At 72.2% G+C, this 22,390-nt stretch carries 25 protein-coding genes; 12 read left to right on the top strand and 13 right to left on the bottom strand.

Going from position 1 to position 22,390, the window contains the following annotated elements:
• The first annotated feature begins 20 nt into the window (after positions 1-20).
• Entirely contained in the window at positions 21-872 is an 852-nt protein-coding gene (locus tag CLT75_RS01365) for an MmyB family transcriptional regulator (protein ID WP_135239100.1), read from the top strand.
• Positions 873-880: 8 nt separating this feature from the next.
• Here the strand turns inward: CLT75_RS01365 and CLT75_RS01360 are convergent, their stop codons facing one another.
• Positions 881-2,146 carry a cellulose-binding domain-containing protein gene (locus tag CLT75_RS01360; RefSeq protein WP_135239099.1) on the bottom strand — a complete coding sequence of 422 codons (1,266 nt, stop codon included), beginning with the start codon at positions 2,144-2,146 and terminating at the stop codon, positions 881-883.
• A gap of 240 nt (positions 2,147-2,386) precedes the next feature.
• Complete coding sequence (locus CLT75_RS01355) at positions 2,387-3,250, bottom strand: DUF6745 domain-containing protein (RefSeq protein WP_135239098.1); 864 nt, start codon at positions 3,248-3,250, stop codon at positions 2,387-2,389.
• A 152-nt stretch (positions 3,251-3,402) separates the two neighbouring features.
• Between CLT75_RS01355 and CLT75_RS01350 the strand changes: the two genes are divergently transcribed.
• Positions 3,403-3,864, top strand: a complete 462-nt coding sequence (locus CLT75_RS01350) for an SRPBCC family protein (RefSeq protein ID WP_135239097.1) — start codon at positions 3,403-3,405, stop codon at positions 3,862-3,864.
• On the opposite strand, the gene CLT75_RS01345 is transcribed toward CLT75_RS01350, so the two are convergent.
• Positions 3,770-4,357 carry a hypothetical protein gene (locus CLT75_RS01345; RefSeq protein WP_486485024.1) on the bottom strand — a complete coding sequence of 196 codons (588 nt, stop codon included), beginning with the start codon at positions 4,355-4,357 and terminating at the stop codon, positions 3,770-3,772. The two genes, CLT75_RS01350 and CLT75_RS01345, sit on opposite strands and share 95 nt — an antisense overlap.
• 241 nt (positions 4,358-4,598) lie before the next feature.
• Between CLT75_RS01345 and CLT75_RS01340 the strand changes: the two genes are divergently transcribed.
• Both CLT75_RS01340 and CLT75_RS01335 read left to right on the top strand, forming a co-directional pair.
• Positions 4,599-4,877, top strand: coding sequence for a hypothetical protein (locus CLT75_RS01340; RefSeq protein WP_135239096.1), 279 nt, complete (start codon positions 4,599-4,601; stop codon positions 4,875-4,877).
• A 101-nt stretch (positions 4,878-4,978) separates the two neighbouring features.
• On the top strand, positions 4,979-5,437 hold the full coding sequence (locus tag CLT75_RS01335; protein ID WP_486485023.1) for a DoxX family protein: 459 nt from the start codon (positions 4,979-4,981) through the stop codon (positions 5,435-5,437).
• Here the strand turns inward: CLT75_RS01335 and CLT75_RS01330 are convergent.
• Both CLT75_RS01330 and CLT75_RS01325 read right to left on the bottom strand, forming a co-directional pair.
• Complete coding sequence (locus CLT75_RS01330; protein WP_135239095.1) at positions 5,409-6,533, bottom strand: glycosyl hydrolase 53 family protein; 1,125 nt, start codon at positions 6,531-6,533, stop codon at positions 5,409-5,411. The genes CLT75_RS01335 and CLT75_RS01330 overlap by 29 nt on opposite strands.
• A 34-nt stretch (positions 6,534-6,567) precedes the next feature.
• On the bottom strand, positions 6,568-7,752 hold the full coding sequence (locus CLT75_RS01325; protein WP_135239094.1) for a cellulose binding domain-containing protein: 1,185 nt from the start codon (positions 7,750-7,752) through the stop codon (positions 6,568-6,570).
• Positions 7,753-7,950: 198 nt separating this feature from the next.
• Between CLT75_RS01325 and CLT75_RS01320 the strand changes: the two genes are divergently transcribed.
• The 4 genes from CLT75_RS01320 (at position 7,951) to CLT75_RS01305 (ending at position 10,423) form a co-directional block, all read left to right on the top strand.
• Positions 7,951-8,229, top strand: a complete 279-nt coding sequence (locus CLT75_RS01320) for an FmdB family zinc ribbon protein (protein WP_135239093.1) — start codon at positions 7,951-7,953, stop codon at positions 8,227-8,229.
• A gap of 21 nt (positions 8,230-8,250) precedes the next feature.
• The gene (fmdA, locus tag CLT75_RS01315; protein ID WP_135239092.1) at positions 8,251-9,504 is read left to right on the top strand and encodes a formamidase; all 1,254 of its coding nucleotides are present in this window, start codon (positions 8,251-8,253) and stop codon (positions 9,502-9,504) included.
• Positions 9,505-9,602: 98 nt separating this feature from the next.
• Positions 9,603-9,932 (top strand): cupin domain-containing protein, encoded by a 330-nt coding sequence (locus CLT75_RS01310; RefSeq protein WP_135239091.1) that lies wholly within the window; start codon positions 9,603-9,605, stop codon positions 9,930-9,932.
• 77 nt (positions 9,933-10,009) lie between these two features.
• Positions 10,010-10,423 (top strand): nuclear transport factor 2 family protein, encoded by a 414-nt coding sequence (locus tag CLT75_RS01305; protein ID WP_135239090.1) that lies wholly within the window; start codon positions 10,010-10,012, stop codon positions 10,421-10,423.
• 8 nt (positions 10,424-10,431) lie between these two features.
• On the opposite strand, the gene CLT75_RS01300 is transcribed toward CLT75_RS01305, so the two are convergent.
• From CLT75_RS01300 to CLT75_RS01290, 3 genes are all read right to left on the bottom strand, one after another.
• The gene (locus CLT75_RS01300) at positions 10,432-11,409 is read right to left on the bottom strand and encodes an aminoglycoside phosphotransferase family protein (protein ID WP_135239089.1); all 978 of its coding nucleotides are present in this window, start codon (positions 11,407-11,409) and stop codon (positions 10,432-10,434) included.
• Positions 11,410-11,590: 181 nt separating this feature from the next.
• On the bottom strand, positions 11,591-12,487 hold the full coding sequence (locus CLT75_RS01295) for a hypothetical protein (protein ID WP_135239088.1): 897 nt from the start codon (positions 12,485-12,487) through the stop codon (positions 11,591-11,593).
• On the bottom strand, positions 12,484-12,867 hold the full coding sequence (locus CLT75_RS01290) for a PadR family transcriptional regulator (protein ID WP_135239087.1): 384 nt from the start codon (positions 12,865-12,867) through the stop codon (positions 12,484-12,486). Before CLT75_RS01290 ends, CLT75_RS01295 begins: the two co-directional genes overlap by 4 nt.
• A 91-nt stretch (positions 12,868-12,958) precedes the next feature.
• On the opposite strand from CLT75_RS01290, the gene CLT75_RS01285 reads away from it, so the two are divergent.
• Both CLT75_RS01285 and CLT75_RS01280 read left to right on the top strand, forming a co-directional pair.
• The gene (locus CLT75_RS01285; RefSeq protein ID WP_135239086.1) at positions 12,959-14,206 is read left to right on the top strand and encodes an FAD-dependent oxidoreductase; all 1,248 of its coding nucleotides are present in this window, start codon (positions 12,959-12,961) and stop codon (positions 14,204-14,206) included.
• An 8-nt stretch (positions 14,207-14,214) separates the two neighbouring features.
• On the top strand, positions 14,215-14,703 hold the full coding sequence (locus tag CLT75_RS01280) for a MarR family transcriptional regulator (RefSeq protein WP_486485022.1): 489 nt from the start codon (positions 14,215-14,217) through the stop codon (positions 14,701-14,703).
• Positions 14,704-14,719: 16 nt separating this feature from the next.
• Here the strand turns inward: CLT75_RS01280 and mraY are convergent, their stop codons facing one another.
• The gene (gene mraY, locus CLT75_RS01275; RefSeq protein WP_135239084.1) at positions 14,720-15,823 is read right to left on the bottom strand and encodes a phospho-N-acetylmuramoyl-pentapeptide-transferase; all 1,104 of its coding nucleotides are present in this window, start codon (positions 15,821-15,823) and stop codon (positions 14,720-14,722) included.
• A gap of 158 nt (positions 15,824-15,981) precedes the next feature.
• Between mraY and CLT75_RS01270 the strand changes: the two genes are divergently transcribed.
• Together CLT75_RS01270 and CLT75_RS01265 are read left to right on the top strand one after the other, a co-directional pair.
• Positions 15,982-16,191, top strand: coding sequence for a hypothetical protein (locus CLT75_RS01270; protein WP_135239083.1), 210 nt, complete (start codon positions 15,982-15,984; stop codon positions 16,189-16,191).
• Positions 16,192-16,298: 107 nt separating this feature from the next.
• Positions 16,299-17,063, top strand: coding sequence for an aminoglycoside adenylyltransferase domain-containing protein (locus CLT75_RS01265; protein ID WP_135239082.1), 765 nt, complete (start codon positions 16,299-16,301; stop codon positions 17,061-17,063).
• 8 nt (positions 17,064-17,071) lie between these two features.
• Here the strand turns inward: CLT75_RS01265 and CLT75_RS01260 are convergent, their stop codons facing one another.
• From CLT75_RS01260 to CLT75_RS01245, 4 genes are all read right to left on the bottom strand, one after another.
• Positions 17,072-19,543: an FtsX-like permease family protein gene (locus tag CLT75_RS01260; protein WP_135239081.1), complete on the bottom strand. Its 2,472-nt coding sequence runs from the start codon at positions 19,541-19,543 to the stop codon at positions 17,072-17,074.
• On the bottom strand, positions 19,540-20,289 hold the full coding sequence (locus CLT75_RS01255) for an ABC transporter ATP-binding protein (protein WP_135239080.1): 750 nt from the start codon (positions 20,287-20,289) through the stop codon (positions 19,540-19,542). Before CLT75_RS01255 ends, CLT75_RS01260 begins: the two co-directional genes overlap by 4 nt.
• Positions 20,290-20,628: 339 nt before the next feature.
• Positions 20,629-21,312 carry an ABC transporter ATP-binding protein gene (locus CLT75_RS01250; protein ID WP_135239079.1) on the bottom strand — a complete coding sequence of 228 codons (684 nt, stop codon included), beginning with the start codon at positions 21,310-21,312 and terminating at the stop codon, positions 20,629-20,631.
• Positions 21,309-22,349 (bottom strand): ABC transporter permease, encoded by a 1,041-nt coding sequence (locus tag CLT75_RS01245; protein ID WP_486485021.1) that lies wholly within the window; start codon positions 22,347-22,349, stop codon positions 21,309-21,311. The genes CLT75_RS01250 and CLT75_RS01245 overlap by 4 nt, the downstream gene beginning before the upstream one ends.
• Positions 22,350-22,390 lie beyond the last annotated feature (41 nt).

Raw genomic sequence — 22,390 nt, 5'->3', positions numbered from 1 at the left:
CACGAGGGCACACTGGGGTCGTGGACCGACGTGAGCTGGCAGTGTTCCTGCGCAGCAGGCGGGAGCGGATCGCCCCGGCCGACGTGGGCCTGCCCGCCGGGCGGCGTCGCCGTACCCCGGGACTGCGTCGCGAGGAGGCGGCGCGGCTGGCGTTCATCTCCACCGAGTACTACAGCCGGCTGGAGCAGGGCCGGGGTCCGCGTCCGTCGCGGGAGGTGCTGGCCGGGCTGGCCCGCGCGCTGCGGCTGTCCGACGCCGAACGCGACCACCTCCACCACCTGGCCGGGGAGCCGCCCGCGCCGCCGCCCGGGCCACCCCGGGAGGTACGGCAGAGCGTGCTGGACCTGCTGCACCGGCTGCCGCAGGCGGCGGCGTTCGTGACCTCGGCGGCGTTCGAGGTGATCGCCTGGAACGACCTCGCGGCGGCGCTCATGGAGGACTTCTCCGCAGTGCCCCGGCGTGACCGCAACCTGGTCCGCCGGGCGTTCCTCGGTCCGCACCTGCACGGCGCGGGGCTGTACGACGTGTCCGACGTGGGCGAGTTCGCCCGCCACTCGGTCGGGCGATTGCGTGCCGCGGCGGCCCGCTATCCGGACGACCCGGAGATGGCCGCGCTGATCGCGGAGCTGCTCGCCGGGAGCGAGGAGTTCGCCCGCCTGTGGGCCTCCCACGAGGTGGGCGGCGCACGGACGCTGTGCAAGACGTTCCGGCACCCGCTGGTCGGGCCGGTGACCGTCAACTGCGACGTCCTCGACATCACCGACCGCGACCAGCAGGTGGTCATCTACACCGCCACGCCCGGCTCCCCCTCGGAGGAGGCGCTGCGGCTGCTCTCCGTGATCGGCACCCAGCGGATGACCGTCGAGCACTGACCCGCCGGTCAGCAGCCGATGCGGGTGGAGCCCATCGCCACGTCGTCGTACCAGAGGGTGTCGGCGCCGCCGCCGTAGCTCTCCCAGCCCAGCTTCAGGTCGGTGAGCTGCGGTCGCCAGGTGCGGTTGTACCACTGGCCGTCGATGTCGTGCGTCGGCACGCCGTCGGCGGTCAGCCCGGCCACGGCGACACCGTCCAGCCAGGTACGCAACTGGCCGGCCGAACCGTCCACCATGAACTCCAGGCAGGCCCAGCGGTTGGTGGGCAGCGGCACGCTCTGCGCCACCCCGGCCGGGCTCTGCTCGGGCAGCGTGGCGTCGTCGGAGGCGCGGTTCCACTGGAGCGCGCCGTTCTGGCCGCCCAGCCGCAGGTCGCGGTTGCCGTCGGCGGCGTCCGTCATGGTGATCATCGTGGTGTGGTCGGTGGGCTGGGCAGTGGTGTGCCGGACCCAGATCCGGGCGTACCGGACGCTGCCCAGGCCGCTGAGGTTCTTCGTGGTCCGGACGAACACGTGGTTGCAGTACCCGGCCGCGCCGTTGACGCGTATCGCGCGGCTGCCGCTGTGCGTGCTGGACGTGTCGATGGTGGCCGTGCCGGCGCCGGAACAGTCCGGGCTCACCACGCTCCAGTCACCCGAGGGCGTCGAGCCGGTCTGGTTCTCGAAGCCGTCGCAGAGCACCGCCCCCGCGCACCCGCTCGGCGGCGGGGTGGTCGGCGGCGGCGTCGTGGGAGGTGGCGTCGTGGGCGGCGGGGTGGTCGGCGGGGCAGTCGTGGGCGGCGCGGTGGTGGGCGGCGCGGTGGTCGGCGGGGCGGTGGTCGGCACCGCCGTGGTAGGCGGCGGCGTGGTCGGGCCGGCGCCGTTGCACGGTACGCCGTTCAGGCTGAACCCGGTCGGCGCGCCGCCGGCGGTGCCGTACGTGCCCTGCACGCCGAACTCGGTCGAGCCGCCGGCCGGGATGGTGCCGTTGTACGACATGCTCCGGGCGGTCACCGTCGCCCCGGACTGGCTCACTGTGGCGTTCCAGCCGTTCGTGATGCGTTCGTCCCCGGCGTACGTCCAGGTGACCGTCCAGCCGGACACGGCGGTGTCGCCCGGTGACACCGTGATGTTCGCGGTGAACCCGCCGGGCCACTGGTTGGGTGTGTAGTCGACCCGGCAGCCCTGTGCGGCTGCGGCCGGGCCGGTGAGCAGGGCCGTACCGGCCGCGGTGACGGCGGCCAGCGCGGCGACGGCCGCCACGAGCGGGGCGGGGCGGGCACGGAGAATCGTCATGGGAAGTCCTTCGGCGTCGGACAGGGCGCAGCGGCGCGCGTCCTCGTCGGACGCGGCGGTGCGCGAGGGTGCGGCGCGGCGGTGCGCCACGGTGAGTGGTCGATGCGTACGACCGATGTGCCCGGCTCGACGGTGGCCCGGTCAGCCGCCGGGGTCCGGTCTGCGGGCCTCGGCGGCGCCCGAGCTAAATCTATTTACCGTCGCCTATCCAATCAAGGTCTGCGCCCGCGCGGATGCCCGTCATCCCGGATCGGCGCCCACGCCGCTCAGCAGTGGTTGCCAGCCGTCGCGGTAGCGCACGCCGCCGGGTCGCAGCCGGACCCGGTCGTGGGGCGTACCGGGGACCGGTTCGGTCCGGATCACCTGTGGCCGGTCCACCACGACGCAGACGTCCTCCCCCGGCCACCACCAGCCGCAGGAGCGGGCCAGGTCGGCCCAGGTGTCCAGGTGTCCGGCCTCGTCCGGCCCGTACCGGGCGAGGCCGAGCCGGCGCAGCACGTCGTAGTAGGCGATCCACGACGCGTCCTGCTGCCCGTACCAGCACACCGGCACCGGGCCGTCGCTGGCGAGCGCCCCGCGCACCGGCAGGTAGAACCCGTGCGCGAGACTCCGGTGCAGCGCCCTGCGGACGCCCTGGTGCAGCACGACGGCGAGCGGTACGCCGCCGTCGAACGCCCGCTGCGGCGCCAGCTCGGGCCACGGCTCCTTGGCCTTCCCGGTACGCGCGGGTGACAGCTCGGGATCGGTGTGCACGACGCCTGCGCTGAGCACGCCCCGGAGCTGGGAGACGACCATGGCGATGTCGCTCGCCGGCATCGGGGTCCGGGGCGGCCGTACCGCCCGGACGCGCTCGTGCAGCTGGTGGAGGGTGGGCCAGCCACTGACCAGAGGCAGTGCCTTGGCCGGCGAGTCGACCCATTCGAACCGGGGCCGGGGCCGCGAGGCCCTCGCGTAGACGGCGGTCAGGCAGCGCTCGGCGGTCTGCCGGTCGGCCGGCTGTGTGGACAGGGCGTGGTCGAGCCATTCCTGGCGGATCCGGACTGCCTGCTGCCACAGTTCGTGCGGGATCGTCGCGGCGTCGTCGCGCCGCGGGGAGGCGCTCATCGCGCCGGGGCGTCGCCGCCCTTCCGGTGGGAGATCATGGAACGACTCTGACCCATGTCGCGGCACCGCTCAAGCGAATTCCGTACCGTGACCGCATCCGCAGTGCCCGGCCAGGAGAGAAGGGAACACCGCTGCCCGTGGACAGTGACCGCTTGACCCGACCCCCTGTCATCACCGCGCAGATGCTCATCCGCCGGCCCGCCGCCGAGGTCTTCCAGGCGTTCGCCGACCCGGCGGTGACCACGAGGTTCTGGTTCACCAGGAGCAGCGGCCGGCTGGAACCCGGCGCCGTCGTCACCTGGGACTGGGAGATGTACGGCGTCTCCACCGTCGTGACGGTCAAGGAGGTGGAGGAGAACCGCCGCATCCTGGCCGAGTGGGATCCGGAGTCCCCCACCCAGGTCGAGTGGCGGTTCCTGCCGGGTGAGGACGACACCACGCTGGTCCGGATCACCGAGACGGGCTTCGCCGGCACCGCCGACCAGGCGGTGAGCAAGGCGATCGACTCGATGGGCGGGTTCACCATGGTCCTCTGCGCCTGCAAGGCGCTGCTGGAGCAGGGTGTGCTGCTGAACGCGGTCGGCGACGCCCACCCGTCCGGCTTCGAGGACTGACCGCCCGGAGCCAGCGGACCAGGTTCTGGCCGTCACTGCGGGTCGAACGCCCCGGAAGGAGGAGGTTGGTCAGGCCGAGCAGCGCCCCGACGAACGCGGCGCCGAGCAACGCCAGCCGCGTCGACGCCGTACCGGTGGACGTCGACGCGACGACGAATGCCGTCGCGGCGCACAGGTTGGTCAGCGGGCCACCGAGATAGAACAGCACCATCCGCAGCGGCAACGCCGTCATCGACGGCGAAGGCCGGACCGCCACCTCGTTGCGCCAGCCGTTGAAGGGCGCGATGCGGACCGCGATGACCGGCAGACGCAGCAGCTTCGCCACGACGAGGTGCCCGAACTCGTGCAGGACGAGGTGCAGCCACAGCGACACGCAGGTGAGGCCGGCCGCGGCGATCGCACCCGTCACGGACTCGGTGACGAGCAGCGCGAACGCCGTCGTCTCCACCGCCAGGAGGAGTGACACGGCGACCAGCCGGCGGCGGAGCTTCACCGGAAGAGGGTACGGCCGGGTGACGAGCAGCGTGGCCCTTCGGCGTGCCGTCGCGACGGTACGCCGCGTCAGCGCCTTTCCTCGGCTGGTCGGCCCACGGGCCGGACCCCCGAAACCGGATGCCGGGCCCCGTCCATGATCAGCACAATGGAGGCGTCCACCGGGATCGGGAGGTGATCGGCATGCCAGAGAGGCGTTAGTCCCGCGCACGGTGCGCGGGCGGCCGGAAGGCGGTCGTCACATGGCCCGTACCGACATCCACCGGCACGACTCCGGCCCCTGCGACCTGGCCGAGTTCCTCGCCTCGCCCGAGTGGATCCGTATCCGCTGCCACCGCGAGGTGTCGCCGCAGGCGCCGAACCTCTGCGGCTGCCGGCTCTGCACGTTCCAGGCGTACCGCAGGCTCGGCCGCAGTCAGGAACGCGTCGCCTGGCGTGCGATCCGCCGGCGGCTGCTCGCCGAGCACCGGGGCGGCGAGCGCGATCTCGACGTGCCCCCGATCCGCGGCAAGGCCTGGTAGTCGCGCGGCTGTCAGCGATGAGTTCGCCCGCCCTGGCCGGTCTGACCTGTGTATCCGATCGGATACGGAGAACCGGCAGACCGCCAGGAGGGACGAGAACCATGACCGTTGTCGACACCACTCCCCCGCCCGTCGCGCGCGGGTTGCACCGGACGCTGTGGGCGCTGCAGATCTTCCTCGGGGTCTTCTTCATCGTCGCCTCCGCCGGCCCCAAGCTGTTCGGCGAGACGAACGCGGTCCAGACCTTCGAGGACATGGGCGCCGCGACCTGGTTCCGTTACCTCGTCGGCCTGCTGGAACTGGCCGGTGGCATCGGGCTGCTCGTGCCTCGGCTGGCCGGCCTGGCCGCCGTCGGGCTGGCGCTGCTCATGATCGGCGCCGCCGTCACCCAGGCGTTCATCCTGCACGGCGGCGCGCTGGTGCTCACCCCCCGTGGTGCTGTTCGTGCTGTTCGTGTTCATCGCGTGGGGCCGCCGCCACTCGATCCGCGCGCTCCTCGGGCGCTGAACCGGGGGTGCGCCGGCCGGCCCGTCAGGGCGCCCAGCGCACCCCCGGGTTGACCCGCCCGAACCAGTCGAAGACGGCCATGTTGTCCCACTGGTTCCCGGTGCCGTTGATGTTCGCCGGGTCCCAGCCGTTGCCGCTGACGGCGTACCAAGTCGGCTCCCAGTAGAAGACACCGATCGCGCCGGCGTTGCGGGCGGTGTTCTGGACCCAGTCGAACTCCTGGGCCTGCCCGGCCCAGGTCGCGCTGATGCCGTCGCAGGTCGCGTCGCCGATGGCGTTCGGCTCGCCGTCCGCGTCGGCCCGTGTGAAGGGGTACGCGGTCTCCACGATCACCACCGGCTTCCCGTAGCGGTTCCGCACGTCGACGATGTTGTTGTAGAGGTTCGCCAGGCTGCCGTGCCACATGCAGTAGTAGGACAGGGCCGTCATGTCCCACTGCACGCCCTGCGCGCGGATGCCGTCGTAGAACCAGCGGGCGTTGGCGTTGCTGTCGGCGTTCGCAGTGTGGATCATGACGGGGATGCCGCCGCCGCACGCCTTCACCGCGTTGTAGCCCTGCTTCAGCAGCCCGGCCAGCGGGGCGAAGTCGTTGTTGACGACCTTGCCCTCGTTCCACAGCATCCCGACGTTGATCTCGTTGCCGATCTGCACGCTGTCCGGCAGGGTGCCCTGCCCGCGCAGGGCGGCGCAGACGTCGTAGGTGAAGGCGTACACGTCGTTGCGGAGCTGGCTGAGGCTGTGCCCGGCCCAGGCGGCAGGCTTGTACTGCTTGCCGGGGTCGGCCCAGGTGTCGGAGTAGTGGAAGTCGATCAGCACCTTGAGGCCCTTGGCCTTCGCCACGCGCGCCTGGGCCAGCACCCTGCTCTTGTTGTTGTAGCCGCTGGCCGGGTTGTTCCAGACGCGCAGCCGGACGTAGTTGAGACCGACGGACCGGAGGATGTCCAGCGGGTCGCGGGCCACCCCGCCTGCGTCGTAGTACCTGGCGCCCAGGTCCAGGCTGCGCTGCAACGAGGAGACGTCGGCGCCACGCATGCTGAGCGTGTTCGCGGCGGCGACCGGCGCGGGCGTACCCCCGAACGTGGTGGTGACGGCGAGGACGACGGCCGTGACGGCCCCGACCAGGGCGCGGCGGCGGTGGCGTGTGGTCACGAGACTCCCTCTCGGGTCGGTCGCGGGGCGGCGCTCAGCCCACTGTGCAGGGGGCGCCGTTGAGCGAGAAGCCGGTCGGTGGCGCGTCGCTCGCGCTCCACCGGCCCTGGAATCCGAAGGTCGCGGATCCGTTCGGCGCGATGACGCGGTTCCAGTCGGCGTTGCGGGCGGTCACGGCGGCGCCGGTCTGGCCGACTGTGGCGTTCCACGCGGTGGTGACCTGCTGGTCCCCGGGGAAGCCGAAGGTGACGATCCAGCCGTCGACAGGTGCCGTCCCGGTGTTCTGCACCGTCACCCCCGCGACGAAACCGCCGGGCCACTCGGACTGGTTCCGGTAGGTCACCCGGCAGGTCGAGGGCGGCGGGGGCGGCGGAGTCGACGTGGTGGGCACGCTGACCGTGTTGGACGCGATCGACACGTTGCCGGCCGCGTCCCGGGCCCGCACGTAGTACAGGGTGCGCAGCGGCGTCGGCGCGGGCAGCGGCGCCGTGTACGTCGTGCCCGGCACTGTGGCGACGAGCGTCGAGGTGAACCAGCCGTCGAACCGGTAGACGTTGTACCCGAGCACGCCGACGTCGTCCGTCGACGGCGCCCAGGACAGCGTGGCGGTCGAGGCGGTCACGTCGCCGACCGTGAGGTTCTGCGGGGCGCTCGGCGGGGTGGTGTCCGGGCCGGGGTCGGTCACCGGGGTGACGACCGTCAGCGCGTCGGTGGAGGGCGACCGGCGGCCGTCGCCGTCGCGGGCCGACACCCGGAAGGAGTACTGCCGGCCGGGCTGGATGTAGCCGGTGATCGTGGCGGTGGTGACGTCGCCGAGGCTGAGGCCGTAGACCACGTCGTCGAACGCCTGGTAGTACGTGATGTCGTACCCGACGACGGGGCAACAGCCGCGCGTGGCGGCCGTCCAGGTGAGGGTGACCGACGTGCTCCGTACCTGGGTGGCGGTCAGGTTGGTGGGCGCGCTCGGCGGGAACGGCGTGGTGCTGGGCGGTTCGGGCGTCCTGGGCGTCGACGTGGGCGAAGGCGCGGTACCGGTCGGCTCCGCGGCGGGCACCGCTGCGCCGCCGGGCGCCGGCGCGGCAGCGGGGTACGCGGTGCCGGCGCCGGCCGACGGCGCGGCGATCAGTGCGGCGCCGAGCACGGCGGCGGACAGCACGACGGCGGCCGGCAGACCCGGCCGCAGGCGGCGCAGAAGCGAGGACGAGAAGACGGCGGCCATAGGTAGACGATGCTCGCAACGTATCGATGATCGCCAACATGTCCCACACCTCGGCCGGTACGGCAGCCGCGAGGCGGAAGCTCCGGCTCATTCGTCGTTTTGCGCCGCTTGTGTCGGTAATCAGCCACAATCGGGACGACAGGGTGAGCCGCTGCGGAACGGCCACCGCACGCACGAGCGGCTGGACGGGAAGCGGCGATGGCCACCTTCGAGTACCGCTGCCCGCAGGACGGCAGCTTCGACGTCGTGATGCCGGTCGGGACCGCGGGCCCGTCGGCGAGCTGCCCCCGCTGCGGGTCTCCGGCGGCACGGGTGTTCTCCGCGCCACGGCTCACCCGCATGCCGGCGGCGCTGCGCGAGGCCGTGGACCGGACCGAGCGCAGCGCGGAACAGCCGGAGGTGGTCGGGCGGGTGCCCGGCCGTCGCCCGGCGCGCCGCTCGACGAACCCGGCCCACGCCCGCCTGCCCCGATGGTGACCACGAGAAGGGCTCGACACCGTGCCTGAACTGCTGTTCTCTCTCGACTCCACGAAGAGGTTCACCGACCAGGAGAAGGTCGGGCACAACCGCTGGCATCCCGACGTCCCGCCCGTGGCGACGGTACGGCCCGGACAGTCGTTCCGCGTCCACTGCCGCGAGTGGTTCGACGGCGCGATCCACAACGACGACTCCGCCGAGGACATCCGGGACGCTCCGCTGACCCGGGTGCACGCTCTCAGCGGCCCGTTCGCCGTCGAGGGCGCCGAGCCGGGCGACCTGCTCATGGTCGACATCCTCGACATGGGCCCGATCCCCCAGGAGTCCGGTCCGCTGGCCGGCCAGGGCTGGGGTTACACGGGCATCTTCCCCACCGGCAACGGCGGCGGCTTCCTCACCGAGCAGTTCCCCGACGCCTACAAGGCGGTCTGGGACTTCACCGGCCGCAAGGCCACCTCCCGGCACATCCCCGGCGTCTCGTTCACCGGGATATCCCACCCGGGGCTGATGGGCACCGCCCCGTCCGCGTCGCTGCTCGCGACCTGGAACCAGCGGGAGGGAGCGCTGATCGCCACCGCGCCCGACCGGGTGCCGCCCCTGGCCCTGCCTCCCGAGCCCCAGGACGCGATCCTCGGCAGCCTCACCGGCGCCGACTTCGACCGGGTGGCCGCGGAGGCGGCGCGAACCGCGCCGCCCCGGGAGAACGGCGGGAACCAGGACATCAAGAACTTCACCGTCGGCAGCCGGGTCTTCTACCCGGTGTACGTACCGGGAGCCAACCTGTCCCTCGGCGACCTGCACTTCTCCCAGGGCGACGGAGAGATCACCTTCTGCGGCGCCATCGAGATGGGCGGCTTCGTCGACCTGCACGTCGACCTGATCAAGAACGGCATGCAGACGTACGGCGTCGCCGAGAACACGATCTTCATTCCGGGCGACACGCCGCCGCAGTTCTCCCGGTGGCTGGCCTTCTCCGGGCTCTCGGTCACCCTCGACGGCGAACAGCGGTATCTCGACTCGCAGCTCGCCTACCAGCGGGCCTGCCTGCACGCCATCGACTACCTGACCCGCTTCGGCTACCAGCCGGAACAGGCGTACCTGCTGCTCGGTGCCGCGCCCATCGAGGGCCGGCTCTCCGGCGTGGTGGACATCCCCAACTCCTGCGCGACCGTCTACCTGCCCACCGAGATCTTCGACTTCGACATCCGCCCCTCGGCTTCCGGTCCGACCCGGATCGACCCGGGCAAGGGCGCCCCGAAGGCCACCATGCCGTGAGCGGGTGCCCCTGACGGCCGGTGGTCCGGCGACGGGCGACCACGCTACGGTTCGCGGATGACCGTCATGCCCGGCGCGACGAGGAGAGGGGACACCTCATGCAGAAGTCATCCCTGACCGCACTGGCCCGCGAACAGCTGAAGCTCGCGCACGCCTCCTCCAGCGGCCGCAGCAGCTCCACCGTCTACGGCGGTCACGAGCACAGGCTCCGCCAGACGATGATCGCGCTGACCGCCGGGCAGATGCTCAGCGAGCACGAGAACCCCGGCGAGGCCACCGTCCACGTCCTGCACGGGCGGGTCCGGCTCGGCGCCGGCGAGACGTCCTGGGACGGCGCACCCGGCGATCTGCTGATCGTGCCGGACCGCCGGCACACGCTGGAGGCGCTCGAGGACTCGGCGGTGCTGCTCACCGTCGCCAAGCGCTGACGGGCGAGCCCTCGCCCGTCCCGCTGACCTGCATGGGCGGTCAGCGCTCCCCGAAGATCGCTGTTACGTTGTCGTCAATGGACACCGATGATCTACCCACGGGGAACGGCGGCGCGGACCTCGCCGGCGTCGAGGCCCTACGCGCCGCCGAACGGCGTCTTCAACGCGCCCAACTGTCCTCCGACGTCGCGGCGCTGGATCGGCTGATCGACGACCGGCTCGTGTTCACCGGGCCGGACGGGCGCCTCTACTCCAAGCAGGACGACCTGCACGTGCACCGATCCGGCCAGCAGACGATGACCCGGGTGGACGAGGAGGACCTGGCGGTCCTCGTGGCCGGCGGCACCGGTGTGACGTGGTTCCTCGGCACCGTGGAGGGCGCCCTCGCCGGCGAGCCGTTTCTCGCCCGGGTCCGCTACACGCGGACATGGATCCTCGACGGGGACGAGGGGTGGCGCCTGCTTGCGGCACACGTCGGTCCGGCCGGCTGAGGCTGCCGTCAGGTCGCGGCGAGCGCCTTGGTGATGTTCCACTCGGCCAGGTCGAGCATCCACTGCCGGTCCGGGAAGTCGGTGTCCGCGATCCGCAGTGGCCCTTCGATCAGGGACAACGTCTGCGCGTACCGGTAGAGCTCCAGCCGGTGGGGATCGAGATCGACCGGACGCAGCGCCGAGTAGGCCTCGTCGAAACGCATCCGCAGCCAGGCGTGGTCCCACTCGACGTCGAAGTAGGTCAGCCCCTCGAAATCGATCATGACGGCCTCGCCGGCCGGTGTGACGAGCACGTGATCCGGCCCGAGTTCACCGTGCACCAGCCCGTACTCCTCGCGCGGGGTGACCGCGCTCCTGAGGTGGCGTACGTGCGCGGTGACCCGGTGATGGGCGTCGGCCAGCCGGGCGTCGCGGACCGCTGCCGCGTCGAGGTGGCCGAGCGCGCGGTCGACGATCACGTCCTCCGCGCGCCGCGTCTGGGATGCCTCACCTCGGGCGACGGCCGCGACCTTGCCGTACTGCGGCCCGAAGGCGGTGTGCATGCGGCGCAGGGCGTCACCGAGCGCGGACAGCGGCCTGGGGGCGGTGGCCGGATCGTGTTCCAGCACCGCCTCCAGCCGTAGCGCGCCGGCATCCTCGACGAGCGCGATGTCGGCGTCGAGGTGACGGCCGTCCCGGTCGATCATCATCAGATGCGGGACACGCACTCCTGCCGCGGTGAGCGCCGCGTGGCCGGCGACGAAGAGATCCGCGCCCGACGCGTCCGTGAACGGGTCGTCCGGCACCGTCGGTGACGGGGGCCAGTAGTTCTCGTCCGCGGCCCACACATACAGCATCACGGTTGTCCGGTCGTCCAGCCGGAGCCGGTAGACGCCCTTCTTGGTGCCGCCTGTCAGCCGGTCCAGGGCGGCGAGCCGCCGGTCGGAGCCGAACTGGTCCGCCACGAGGTCGTGCAGATCGTCCGGCTGCAGGAAGGTCCGCGTCATGGCCACCTCTCGTCAGACCGAGGCAGCCAGGCTGCCAGGCCGGCCGGCGACACACAACCGAGTTGGCGCCGTCCGGCGCGCCCTCGCCCGGACCGCGAACCGCCACCACAGCTCCGCGGCCGGTCGGTACTCGATTCCTCGCCGGGCGGTCCGGGCAAGAGCCGGACCGCCCGCCCGTCGATCAGGCGCGAGTGCGCTGCCGCTGCCGGGTCGACACGACCGCGACGACAGCCATCAGGACCGCGACGACCAGGGACGGCAGGGCGTCCGGCCGACGCAGCAGTTCCCCCGTCAACCCGGCGTTGTCCAGCTGGTGCAGCGTGCCCAGCAGCAGGGTGGGGACGACGGCGATCAGCAGCCGCTGGTCGGCCGTCGCCACCCACAGGAAGGCTGCCACCCCGGCGACCACCATGACGGCGGCGACGATCCGCGGACCCGCGTCGACCAGGCGGAGGCCGCCCGCGGGGATGAGATGCAGCGCGAGGATGCCGGCGGTGACGAGGACGGCGTTGGCCCGGGGCGCCGGCGGCACGTCCGCCGGGCGCCGCAGGCCCAGCACGATCAGCGGCGCGGCGACAACCGGCGCCCACCACTGCGGCAGGCCGTTGAGGAACAGGTACGGGGAGATCAGGCTCGGCACCACCGCCGCGGTCACCGCCAGAACGGCAGCGGTGCGGGTACGGCCCGCGACGAGCGCCACCAGCGCGGCGGTCAGCACGACCTCGTGGACGCCCTGATTGCGCAGGACGGTCAGGGGGTCCGCGAGTCCGCCGTACTGCAACGCCTCGACGATGTCGTCCACGCCGATGAGGACACCCAGTGCCAGCACCGCCAGGGCGCCGAGGTGGATGCCCTGCCAGAACAGCACGGCGGTGGGACGGGCGGCGGTGCTGCCGCCGTACACCCGCAGGCCGCCCCGGACGAGCGAGGCCGCCTGCCGGGCGCTGGGCCATCGACGGGTGGTTCGTTCGTCGCCGATCAACGTGTCGATCAGCTCGTCGGCGCGTTCGCGCCGGTAGCCGGCCGGGTAGGCCCGCAGCAGCATGCGGTAACGCTTCTCCAGGACATCGGAACTCATGCGGGTCTGATCCTCACGGTGGAAGGGTGACGGGCACTTGCCTGCGATGCGACCCGGCGCGGCAGGCGGTCCATGACCACCCGGGCGGCCTGGGCGAGCCGGTCGGCCTCTTCGGTGAGTACGCGACAGCCCTCGTCGGTGAGCCGGTAGTAGCGACGGGCACGCCCGTTGACGATCTCCTCACCGTCGGCGGTGACGAGGCCCTCGCCGAGCAGCCGGTCGATCACCGAGTACAGCGATCCGGCGGCGAGGGTCACCCGCCCGCCGGACAGCTCGGTCACCCGTTTGATCACGGCGTAACCGTGGAGCGGTCCGCCGAGCAGGGCAGCGAGGACGAAGTACGACGGTTCCCGTAGCGCGGGACGCGAAGCAGATCCCATGAGCCGAATATACAACCAACTTGAGTATCCGTCCAAGATGACTGTTCACAGTAGCCCTTGCCGCAATCATCTTAATGATTAAGGTAATTGGATGAGCACATCGACGGACTTCTCGGTGGCGATCTCCGGCGCCGGCCTCTCCGGCCTCTGTCTCGCCCAGTACCTGACGCGCGCCGGCATCGACGTACACGTCTACGAGCGGGACCCGGGCCCCTTCGTCCGGCGGCAGGGATACCGGATCATCCTCGACCGGTACGGGCTGGCGGCGCTGCGCGAGAGCCTGCCCCGGCCGCTGTACCGGCTGGCGCTGGCCACCGGTGACGAGCCCGGCGGACACCTGCGCTTCACCGACAGACGGCTGCGGGACGCCTTCACGATCACCTTCAAGGACGACCCGCACGAGACCCGCCAGGTGGACCGCCTGACGCTGCGGTCGATCCTGCAGTCCGGGCTGGACGGACGCATCCACTACGGCAGGGACGCCGTCGCGGTGGACAGCGGCGGCCCGGCCGGACTGCGGTTGCGGTTCTCCGACGGCGGAGCCGCCGCGGCCACAGTCGTGGTGGGCGCGGACGGCGTCGGCTCGGCGCTGCGCGCGCAGCTCATACCGGACGCCGACCCGGCGGACACCCCGATGGCGGGTATCTACGGCCGGTCGCCGCTGCGGCGCGACGGCGCGAGCGTCATCCCGGGCGCGCTGCGGACCAGCGGGGTCCTCGCCATCGCCGACCGGCCCGGCAGCGCCTTCTTCTTCACCTCGATGCGGTTCGGCGAGAGCCCGCGGGAGGCGTTCACGCGCCTGGCCCCGGGCAGCTACGCCCCCACCGGCGACGACTACGTCATGTGGGCACTGCTGCTCCGGCGGGACGAGCTGCCTCCCGGCGTCCGCGGGGACCTGCGGGCGCTGTGGCACGTGGCGGCCCGGATGAGCATCGACTTCCACCCGCTCGTGCGGCGGCTGGTCGACACGGCCGAGCTGGACGCCACGGTGCTCAACCTGTTCGCCACCGGCCGGCGCCCGCACCGGTGGGCGGTCCCCCGGGCGACGATGATGGGCGACGCCGTACACGTCATGCCGCCGTTCGGCGCTCACGGCGGCAACACCGCGCTGCGCGACGCCGCGCTGCTCGGCCACAAGCTGGTCGAGGCCCGGCGGAACGGCACACCGGTGGAGGAGGCGATCGCCGGATACCAGGACGCGATGGTGCCGTACGCCTTCCACGCCGTCGACAACGCCGCCAGGCTGATGCACCGCCTCACCGGCGGCGCCGCCGCACCGCACTGGGTGCTCACCCGCGTGCTACCTCGGCTGCACCGGGTCACCGTACCGGAGGCATGATTGCCCGCATGTCCCACGATTCGGCCCGCGCCTCCGCGATCGCCGACCTCATGCGCGCCGGGCGGGAGACGTCGCGGCTGTCCATGGTGTTCCGGTACGCCATCGCGGAGCGGCTGGGCCTCGCCGTGAGCGACCTGGAGTGCCTGGACTACCTGGCGGACATCGGCTCCGCCACCGCGGGGCAGATCGCCGAGCGGACCAACCTCACCACCGGTGCGGTCACCAGCATGCTCCGCCGGCTCCAGCAGGCCGGCTACGTGACGACCGAACGCGACCCGGCAGACCGGCGGCGGGTCGTCGTCACCATACGGCCGGAGCGGATCGCCGATCTGGAGCGGCCGTACGAGCGTTTCGCCGAGCGGGCGGGACGGCTCGTCGAGGGCTACAGCGCCGAGGAGGTCAGGCTACTGGTCCGGCACCACGATCGCCTGCAGGCCATGTACCTCGCCGAGTTGGACCACCTCCGCGACGGCGACACCGCGCAGCCTTCCGTGTGAGCCGGCGTCTCCGCCGCTATCCCACAGCCGCCAGGAAGTCCGAGTAGAACAGGCCCAGGCCGGCCGCGACGCAGACACCGGCCACGATCCAGAAGCGGACCACGATGGTGGACTCGCTCCATCCGACCAGCTCGAAGTGGTGGTGCAACGGCACCATCCGGAAGACTCGCTTGCCGGTGGTCCGGAACGAGACGATCTGGATCACCCAGGTCGTGGTGATGATGACGAACAGCCCGCCGATCAGGATCGAGAGCAGCGTCGTACGGGTCACCACCGCGAGCCCGCCGATCAGGCCGCCCAGCCCGAGCGCGCCCACGTCACCCATGAAGATCCGGGCCGGGGACGTGTTCCACCACAGGAAGCCCACACAGGCACCGGCCGCGGCGGCCGCGATCATCGCGATCTCCAGCGGATCGCGGACCTGGTAGCAGTACTCGTTCACGCGGGCGTACCCGTCGTCGGCGCACCAGTGCCGGTACTGCCAGAAGCCGATCAGCGAGTACGCGCCGAGCACCAGGATCGATGCGCCGGTGGCCAGGCCGTCGAGGCCGTCGGTGAGGTTCACGCCGTTGGACATCGCCGTGATCACGAAGATGAAGACCATGACCGCGCCGACCTTGCCGACGTCCAGCCAGCTGATGTCGCGGATGAGCGAGATGTGCTCGCTGGCCACGGTCTGGCCGTTCGTGCTGGGCACGTAGAGCGCGGCGACGCCGAACCCGCCGCCGACGAGCGCCTGGCCGAGCAGCTTGCCCTTAGCGGACAGCCCGTCGGAGTTGCGCCGGCGCACCTTGAGGAAGTCGTCGAAGAAGCCGACCGCGCCGCAGAAGACGAACAACCCGAGCAGCACCAGGGCCGTCATGGTCGGCCCCTCCTGCGCGATCTGCCGTTCGGGCAGGGTCGTCAGGGCGAGGTGCCCGGCGACGTACGCGAGGACCGTCGCCACGATGAAGACGACGCCGCCCATCGTGGGCGTGCCCTTCTTGCCCTCGTTGCTGGCGAGCCCGATGGACCGGATCGGCTGACCGGCCTTCAGCGCGCTGAAGACGCGAATCGCCACCGGCGTACCGAACAGGGAGATGACGAATGCGACGGCGGCCGCGACGATGACCGCCCTCACGAGCGGGCCTCCACGGGATCCGGGTTCCGCACCGCTCCCCCACCGCCCTTCGCGAAGTCATCGATCACGACACGTGAGCTTGCCATCCGGCGGCGGACGGAGCAGCCCCCTGACCGTCACCACGCCGAGGCTGGCGCGTACGCCGTAGCGTCGACGGCATGAGAACGATGCTGGTGTCGCTCGCGGTGATCGTGGTGGTGGTGCTCGCGCTCGTCGTCTTCGTCGCCCGGCGCGACCGGATGAGGCGCCCGTCGGACGAGGACTCTGCCGCGGTCCGCCAGGCCGACGCCGACCGGCACCGGCACGACGCGCAGCGGCAGGCCGCGTCGGGTCTCGCCGAGCGGCACCGCAACCCGCCGAGCACGTAGGCGCGACCGGCGGATGCGGTTGCGCGTACCCCTGACGCCGGGCTCATGGGCGACGTGGGTCGGTTTTATCGGTGGCCCCGCGGCGACCCGTCGCGCAGGATCACCTGGTGGTCCCACCTGACACGGTTCTCTCCGACCTCCGCGAGGCGTGGCACCGCACGCTGGCGGACGACCTTCTCGGCCTGTACCTGCACGGCTCGCTCGTGGCAGGCGACTTCGACGTGAACCGCAGCGACCTCGACCTGCTCGCGGTGCTCGCGAGTGACCCGGACGAGGAGCTCCTCGACGTCCTCGCCGACCTGCACGCTGACCTCGACCGGCGGCATCCGCTGTGGGCCGGCCGGGTCGAGGTGGAATACGTGTCACTGGACGCGGTGCGCACCGTTCCCGGCCGGGACCACGTGATCGCCCGGATCAGTCCCGGGGAGTCGTTGCACCTGCTGCCCGCCACCACCCACCGCGTCGTGACCTGGGCCGCCGTGCACGACTACGGCCGTACGCTGCTGGGACCGCCGGCCGGCGAGCTGCTGCCCGCCGTCGAACCCGGCCTCGTGCGCGCTGCTCTGCGGGACCACGTTCGCGACTGGCCGGCCTGGGTGCTCGAGATGACCCCATCCGGAGCCCAGTCGTACGCGGTGCTCACGCTCTGCCGGGCCTACCAGCGCCTGCGCGACGGGCGGCAACTGTCCAAGCGGCAGGCCGCCGAGCAGACCGCCGCCGCCCTCCCTCGGTGGGCGGACCTGATCGTCTGGGCGCGCGACTGGTGGTACGACTCCGGCCAGGACAGCGATCCCGGCCGGTTCGACGACGTCCGGGCGTTCGTGCACGAGGTCAGCGCCGCCATCCTGGCCGAGGAACCCGATGGGCGGTGACACCGCTCCTACTCCTTCAGGCCGAGGTTGTCGATCGGCGGAGCGCTGAGCAGCCGCCGGACGGGCCACACCGTGCTCACCAACGCCAGCAGCGTCGTACCGCCGAGCACCGCCGCCCACCCGAGCGGCGGCACGTACGGGATCGGGCTGCCGGTCAGTCCGTTGACGATCGCGCTCAGCGTCAGCACCGCGATCGTCGCGCCGATCAGTACCGCGGTGCCGAGCAGCCCGGCCTGTTCGGCCCGGACCATCCCGCGAATCTGACGGCGGGTCACCCCGACGAGTTGAAGCAACGCCAGCTCGCGGCGGCGGGCCAGTGCCGCCATCACCATCGTGGTGGCCGCCGCCAGCGCCGCGTACCCGACCATCACGCCGATCAGCAGCCGGTTCAGCCAGGCGCCGAGCGCCAGGTCGGTGCTGAGCAGGCGCGTACGGGTGGCGGCGTCGAGAACCTCGGTGCCGGGCCGCGACGCCGCCCACGTGGCCAACGCGGTGCCGGCGTCCGGGCCGCCGTGGACCAGTACCTCGTCGACGGTGTTCCCGGCGGTGTGCCCGGCGACCGTCCCGGCGGCCAGGGTGACGTCGCCGAAGCCGAGGCCACGGTCGTAGATCGCGATGACGTCCAACGTGACAGGGGTGCCGTCGCCCAGCCAGAGTTCCGCCTTGTCGCCGACGTCCCAGCCGGACGACGACGCCTGCGTCGTGGACAGGGCGACGGTGCCGGCGCGCAGGTCGGCCAGGGTGCCCTCGCGCACGGCGAGGTCCATCGTCGACGTGACGCCCGCCGGGTCGACGGACTGGGCGTCGACCGGCTCGATGCCGCCGAGTGCCCGCACCACGACCTGGGTGCGGCGTACCCCGGTGGCCGCCTGCACCCCGTCCAGCTCGCGGATCTCCCGCGCCGCGTCCCCCGGCAGTCCGCCCGGAGCGGTGAGCACCCGCTCGGCGAGGGTTCCCGCGCTGCTCTGCGTGGCGGTCTGCCGTTCCAGGTTGTCCTGCAGGAACCAGACCGAGCCGCCGAACCCGACGGACAGCACGAGGGCGGTCAGGACTGTCGCCATGCCCTGCGCGTTGGCCCGCAGGTTGGCCGCGGCCAGGTAGCCGCCGGCCCACCAGATCCGCGGCAGCACCAGGGTGAGCAGGCGTGCCGCGTACGCGTTGATGTGCGGTGCGAGCAGCGCCACCGCGATGACGAACAGGTAGAGCATGCCGACCGCGCCGGCCAGCGCGCCGGCCGACCCGGCGGCGCCGAGGGTGAACGCCCCGGAGCTGCCGGCCGCCATCAGCGTCAGCACGCCGGCGATCAGCCGTACCGGGCCGCTGCGCCGGGGCTCGACGGCGATCTCGCCGAGCGCCTCGACGGGCTTGATGGCGGTGACCCGGCGTGCGGCGATCAGCGCGGCCACCACCGCCACGAGGACCGCCGTACCGATGGCGGCCGGCACCGCGAACAGACCGCCCGCCATCGGGAAGCCGGCCGGCACGAACCCGCGCCCGACCAGTTCGCCGTGCACCCAGCGGGCCGCCAGCAGGCCGGCCGGGCCGCCGATCGCGGAGCCGGCCAGGGCGAGCAACGCGGCCTCGGCGACCAGCATGCGGCGCACCTGCCCCGGTGTGGCGGCGACCGCGCGCAGCAACGCCAGGTCACGCCGGCGGTGCCGGACGGACAGCCCGATGGTGCCGGACACCACGAACACGATCAGCAGGACGACGTACCCCCCGAAGGCCGACCCGGCCTCGACCAGCAAGCTGCGGGCGGCCTGGTTCTCCGACTGCTCGGCCTTCCCGCGGTCCTTCCCGGCGTACGTCGTGGCGCCGGCCGCCGTCGCGATCTCGCGCACCGCGCCGAGATCGGCGCCGGGCGCCATCCGTACGCCGATCGCGTCCACCCGGCCCGGGTGGGCGGACAGGCGCGCGGCCTGCGCGTCGGTGAAGAACACCGCCGCCGAACCTGTCTCGGCGGTCCCGCTCACCCGGTACGACCGGCCGATCCCGCCGACGACCAGCTCGATGCGGTCGCCGGGCGCCATGCCGAGCCGGGCGTCGGCCACCACCTCGTCGTCGGTCCGGGGCGCGGCGCCGGCGACGAGGGGACGACCGGTGAAGACGTACGTGTCCCAGCCGTGTCCCACGGCGGCAGGTGAGCCGATCAGCACCCTGTCGTCGCCGGTGACGGCAGTGACGCCCGGCACCCGGCGGATCCGGTCCACCAGGTCGGCGTCCACAGTGCCGCCCTCGGGCAGCGTCACGGTGCTCGTGGTGGTCTCGCCGTCGAACTCCCGGGACGTGTGGCTGACCGTGCGGTTGGCCACGACCACGTCGGCGCTCGCCCAGAGCCGCGGCTCCGGGCGGAACCGCAGCCCCGATTCGACGAGCGTGCCCATCGCCACCAGGATCAGCACGCCGACGATCAGGGCCAGCAGGGTCGCGGCGGCGGGGCCGGTGCGGTGCCGCAGCAGGCGCGCGGCGAGGCCGGTCATCGGAGGACCCGCCCGTCCAGCGACGCCAGGTGCTCGGCGATCCGGACGGCACCGAGCTGCGGCAGGTCCGCGACTATCGCGCCGTCCGCCAGCACGAGCACCCGATCCGCGTACGACGCGGCGATCGGATCGTGGGTCACCATCACCACCGTCTGCCCGTGCTCGTCCACGACCGCGCGCAACAGCACCAGCACCTCCGCCGCGGTCCGCGAGTCGAGGGCGCCGGTGGGCTCGTCCGAGAAGATCACCTCGGGGCGGGTGGCCAGCGCCCGGGCGATCGCCACCCGCTGCTGCTGGCCGCCGGACAGCGCCGCCGGCCGGTGGTGCAGCCGGTCGGCGAGGCCGACCCGCTCGACCACATGGGCGAGCCAGGCCCGGTCCGGGCGGACGCCGGCCAGACGCAGGGGCAGCACGATGTTCTCCTCGACGGTGAGCGCGCCGATCAGGTTGAACGCCTGGAAGACGAACCCGATCCGGGTACGCCGCAGCTCGGTCAGGCGCGTCTCGGACAGCCCGGACAGGTCGGTGCCGCCGACGACCACCCGGCCGTTCGTGGGGCGGTCGAGCCCGGCCGCGATCTGCAGCAGCGTGCTCTTGCCGGAGCCCGAGGGCCCCATCACCGCGGTGAAGGTGCCCCGGCCGAAGCCGACATCGACGCCAGCGAGCGCGGTCACCTGGTTGCGGCCGGTACCGTACACGCGGGTGAGTCGTTCGACGCGTACCGCCGGTTCGACGGTCTGTCCCATTCTGGTGGCCTCTCTCCGTGTGCTCGGCAGGAACCGCGCGCACCAGAAACGCTATTGAGCTGGAGGAACGGCGACCATCCAGCGGGCTGCCCGATCCGGGTACAGCAGGCACTACCACCGCCCCTCCGGGCCTGGGCAGCGCCCACTGGCGCGTTACTCCCTGGGCTCACGGTCGCCGTGTTCGCCGGCATCGAGCGACGGTTCGGCTTCGAGTTCGCCGACGATCACCGCGCCTTCCTCGCGGCCGGGGGCCGACGCCCGTCACTCTGCCCGCTCAGCAGTGACGAACCCGGTTCGCACCCGTCCGGTGGCACATCAGCTCCTCACATCGGCCGTACCTCAGCGGGCTGGTGCCGGAAGGTGGAGGCGGCCGTCGTGGACTTCGGCGATCTGGTCGACGGCGGTGAGGTGCGTGCGGTCGTGGGTGACCAGGACGGTGGCGGTGGTCTGCTGGTGGGTGAGGCGGCTGATCAGCTCGATGACGGCGGCGCCGCGTTCGTGGTCGAGCGCGCTGGTGGGTTCGTCGACGAGCAGGACGGTGGGGTCGTTCATCAGCGCGCGGGCGATGTTGACGCGCTGGCGCTGGCCGCCGGAGAGCTGGTGCGGCCGGCGGTCGGCCTGGCCGGCGAGGCCGACCGCGTCGAGGAGTTCCACGGCGCGGGTACGGGCTCTGGCCGGTGGACGGCCGTCGATCTGGGCCATGACCTGGAGCTGCTCGGCGGCGGTGAGGGAGGGCAGCAGGTTGGGCTGCTGGAAGACGATGCCGATCTTGTGGCGGCGCAGGTCGGCGAGTTCCCCTCGCGTCATTCCGGTGGTGGCGGTGCCGTCGATGGTGACGGTGCCGGAGTCGGGGGTGATGAGGGTCGCGGCGACCGCGAGGAGGCTGGACTTGCCGGATCCGGAGGGGCCGATCACGGCGGTCAGGCTGCCCTTGGGTACGTCCAGGGTGACGCGGTCGAGGGCGGTCAGGCGGCCCTCGCCGTCGGGGTAGGTGAGGGTGATGTCGGTCAGGTTCAGGCTCATCGGGCGCTCCCCAGGGCGGTCAGCGGGTCGACGGAGGTGATGCGGCGGATGGCCAGAGCGGCTCCGAGGGCGCCGAGGACGACTATCACGGCCGCGGGAAGGAGGACGGTCACCGGGGTGAGGAGGAACGGCACCGTGGACCCGGCGACGAGGGCGCCGAGTGCGGCGGCGATGCCGGTGCCGAGCAGGGTGCCGCCGGTGAGCAGGACGACGGCCTGTCCGAGGGCGTCCTTGAGAAGGTTGGCGGTGGGGGCGCCGAGTGCCTTCAGCACTGCGACGTCGCCGCTGCGCTGGATGGTCCAGACGGTGAAGAAGGCCCCGATGACGAGGGCGGAGATGGCGAACAGGAAGCCGCGCATCAGCTGCAGGGAGCCGTTCTCGGAGGTGTAGGAACCGATCGCGGACAGCGAGTCGGAGACGGAGACCGTCTTGGTGCCCGCCTGCCGGTCGGTGGCTCCCGGATCGGCGTCCGAGGTGGTGGTCAGGGCGACGACGGTGGCCGTCTGGTTGCCGTCACCGGTGCCGGTGGGAGGCGCGCTCCTCTGCCACACGTCCAGGCTGATCCACACCACTGGGGTGTGGCTGAAGGAGGCGTCGCCGCGTACGGCGGCCACTGTCAGTCGCTGCCCGGCGAGGGTGACGGAGTCGCCGGCCTGCACACCGAGGTCGTCGGCGGCCTTGGTGGACAGCACTGCCGAGTGGTCGTCGATCCGGCCGCTGTCGGGGGCCAGGTGGGAGCCGGGCTGGACGCCGAAGGCGGAGACCCCGACGCTCCGGTTTCCGGCGGTGGCCCTGGTCGTGGTGATGCCCAGCGGTTCGGCGCCGGTGACTCCGGGGGCCTCGGCCCACTGCTGCCACTGCTTCTCGGTGACAGTGGAGTTGGAGTACGACACGTCCTGGCCCTCGCCGGGCGCCTGGAAGGCGATCCTGTCGGCGGGCAGGTCGGTGATGGCGGAGATGTTCTGCCGGCCCAGTCCGGCCGTCAACCCGGACAGCAGCCCGACCAGCAGCGTGATCAACACGATGACGGTCCCCATCAGGGCGAAGCGTCCCTTGGCGAACTTCAGGTCTCTCCAGG

It is taken from the genome of Micromonospora sp. CNZ285 (assembly GCF_004637285.1).
Note: the sequence above shows the minus strand (reverse complement) of the source record. Positions and strands in the feature narration are given on the sequence as shown.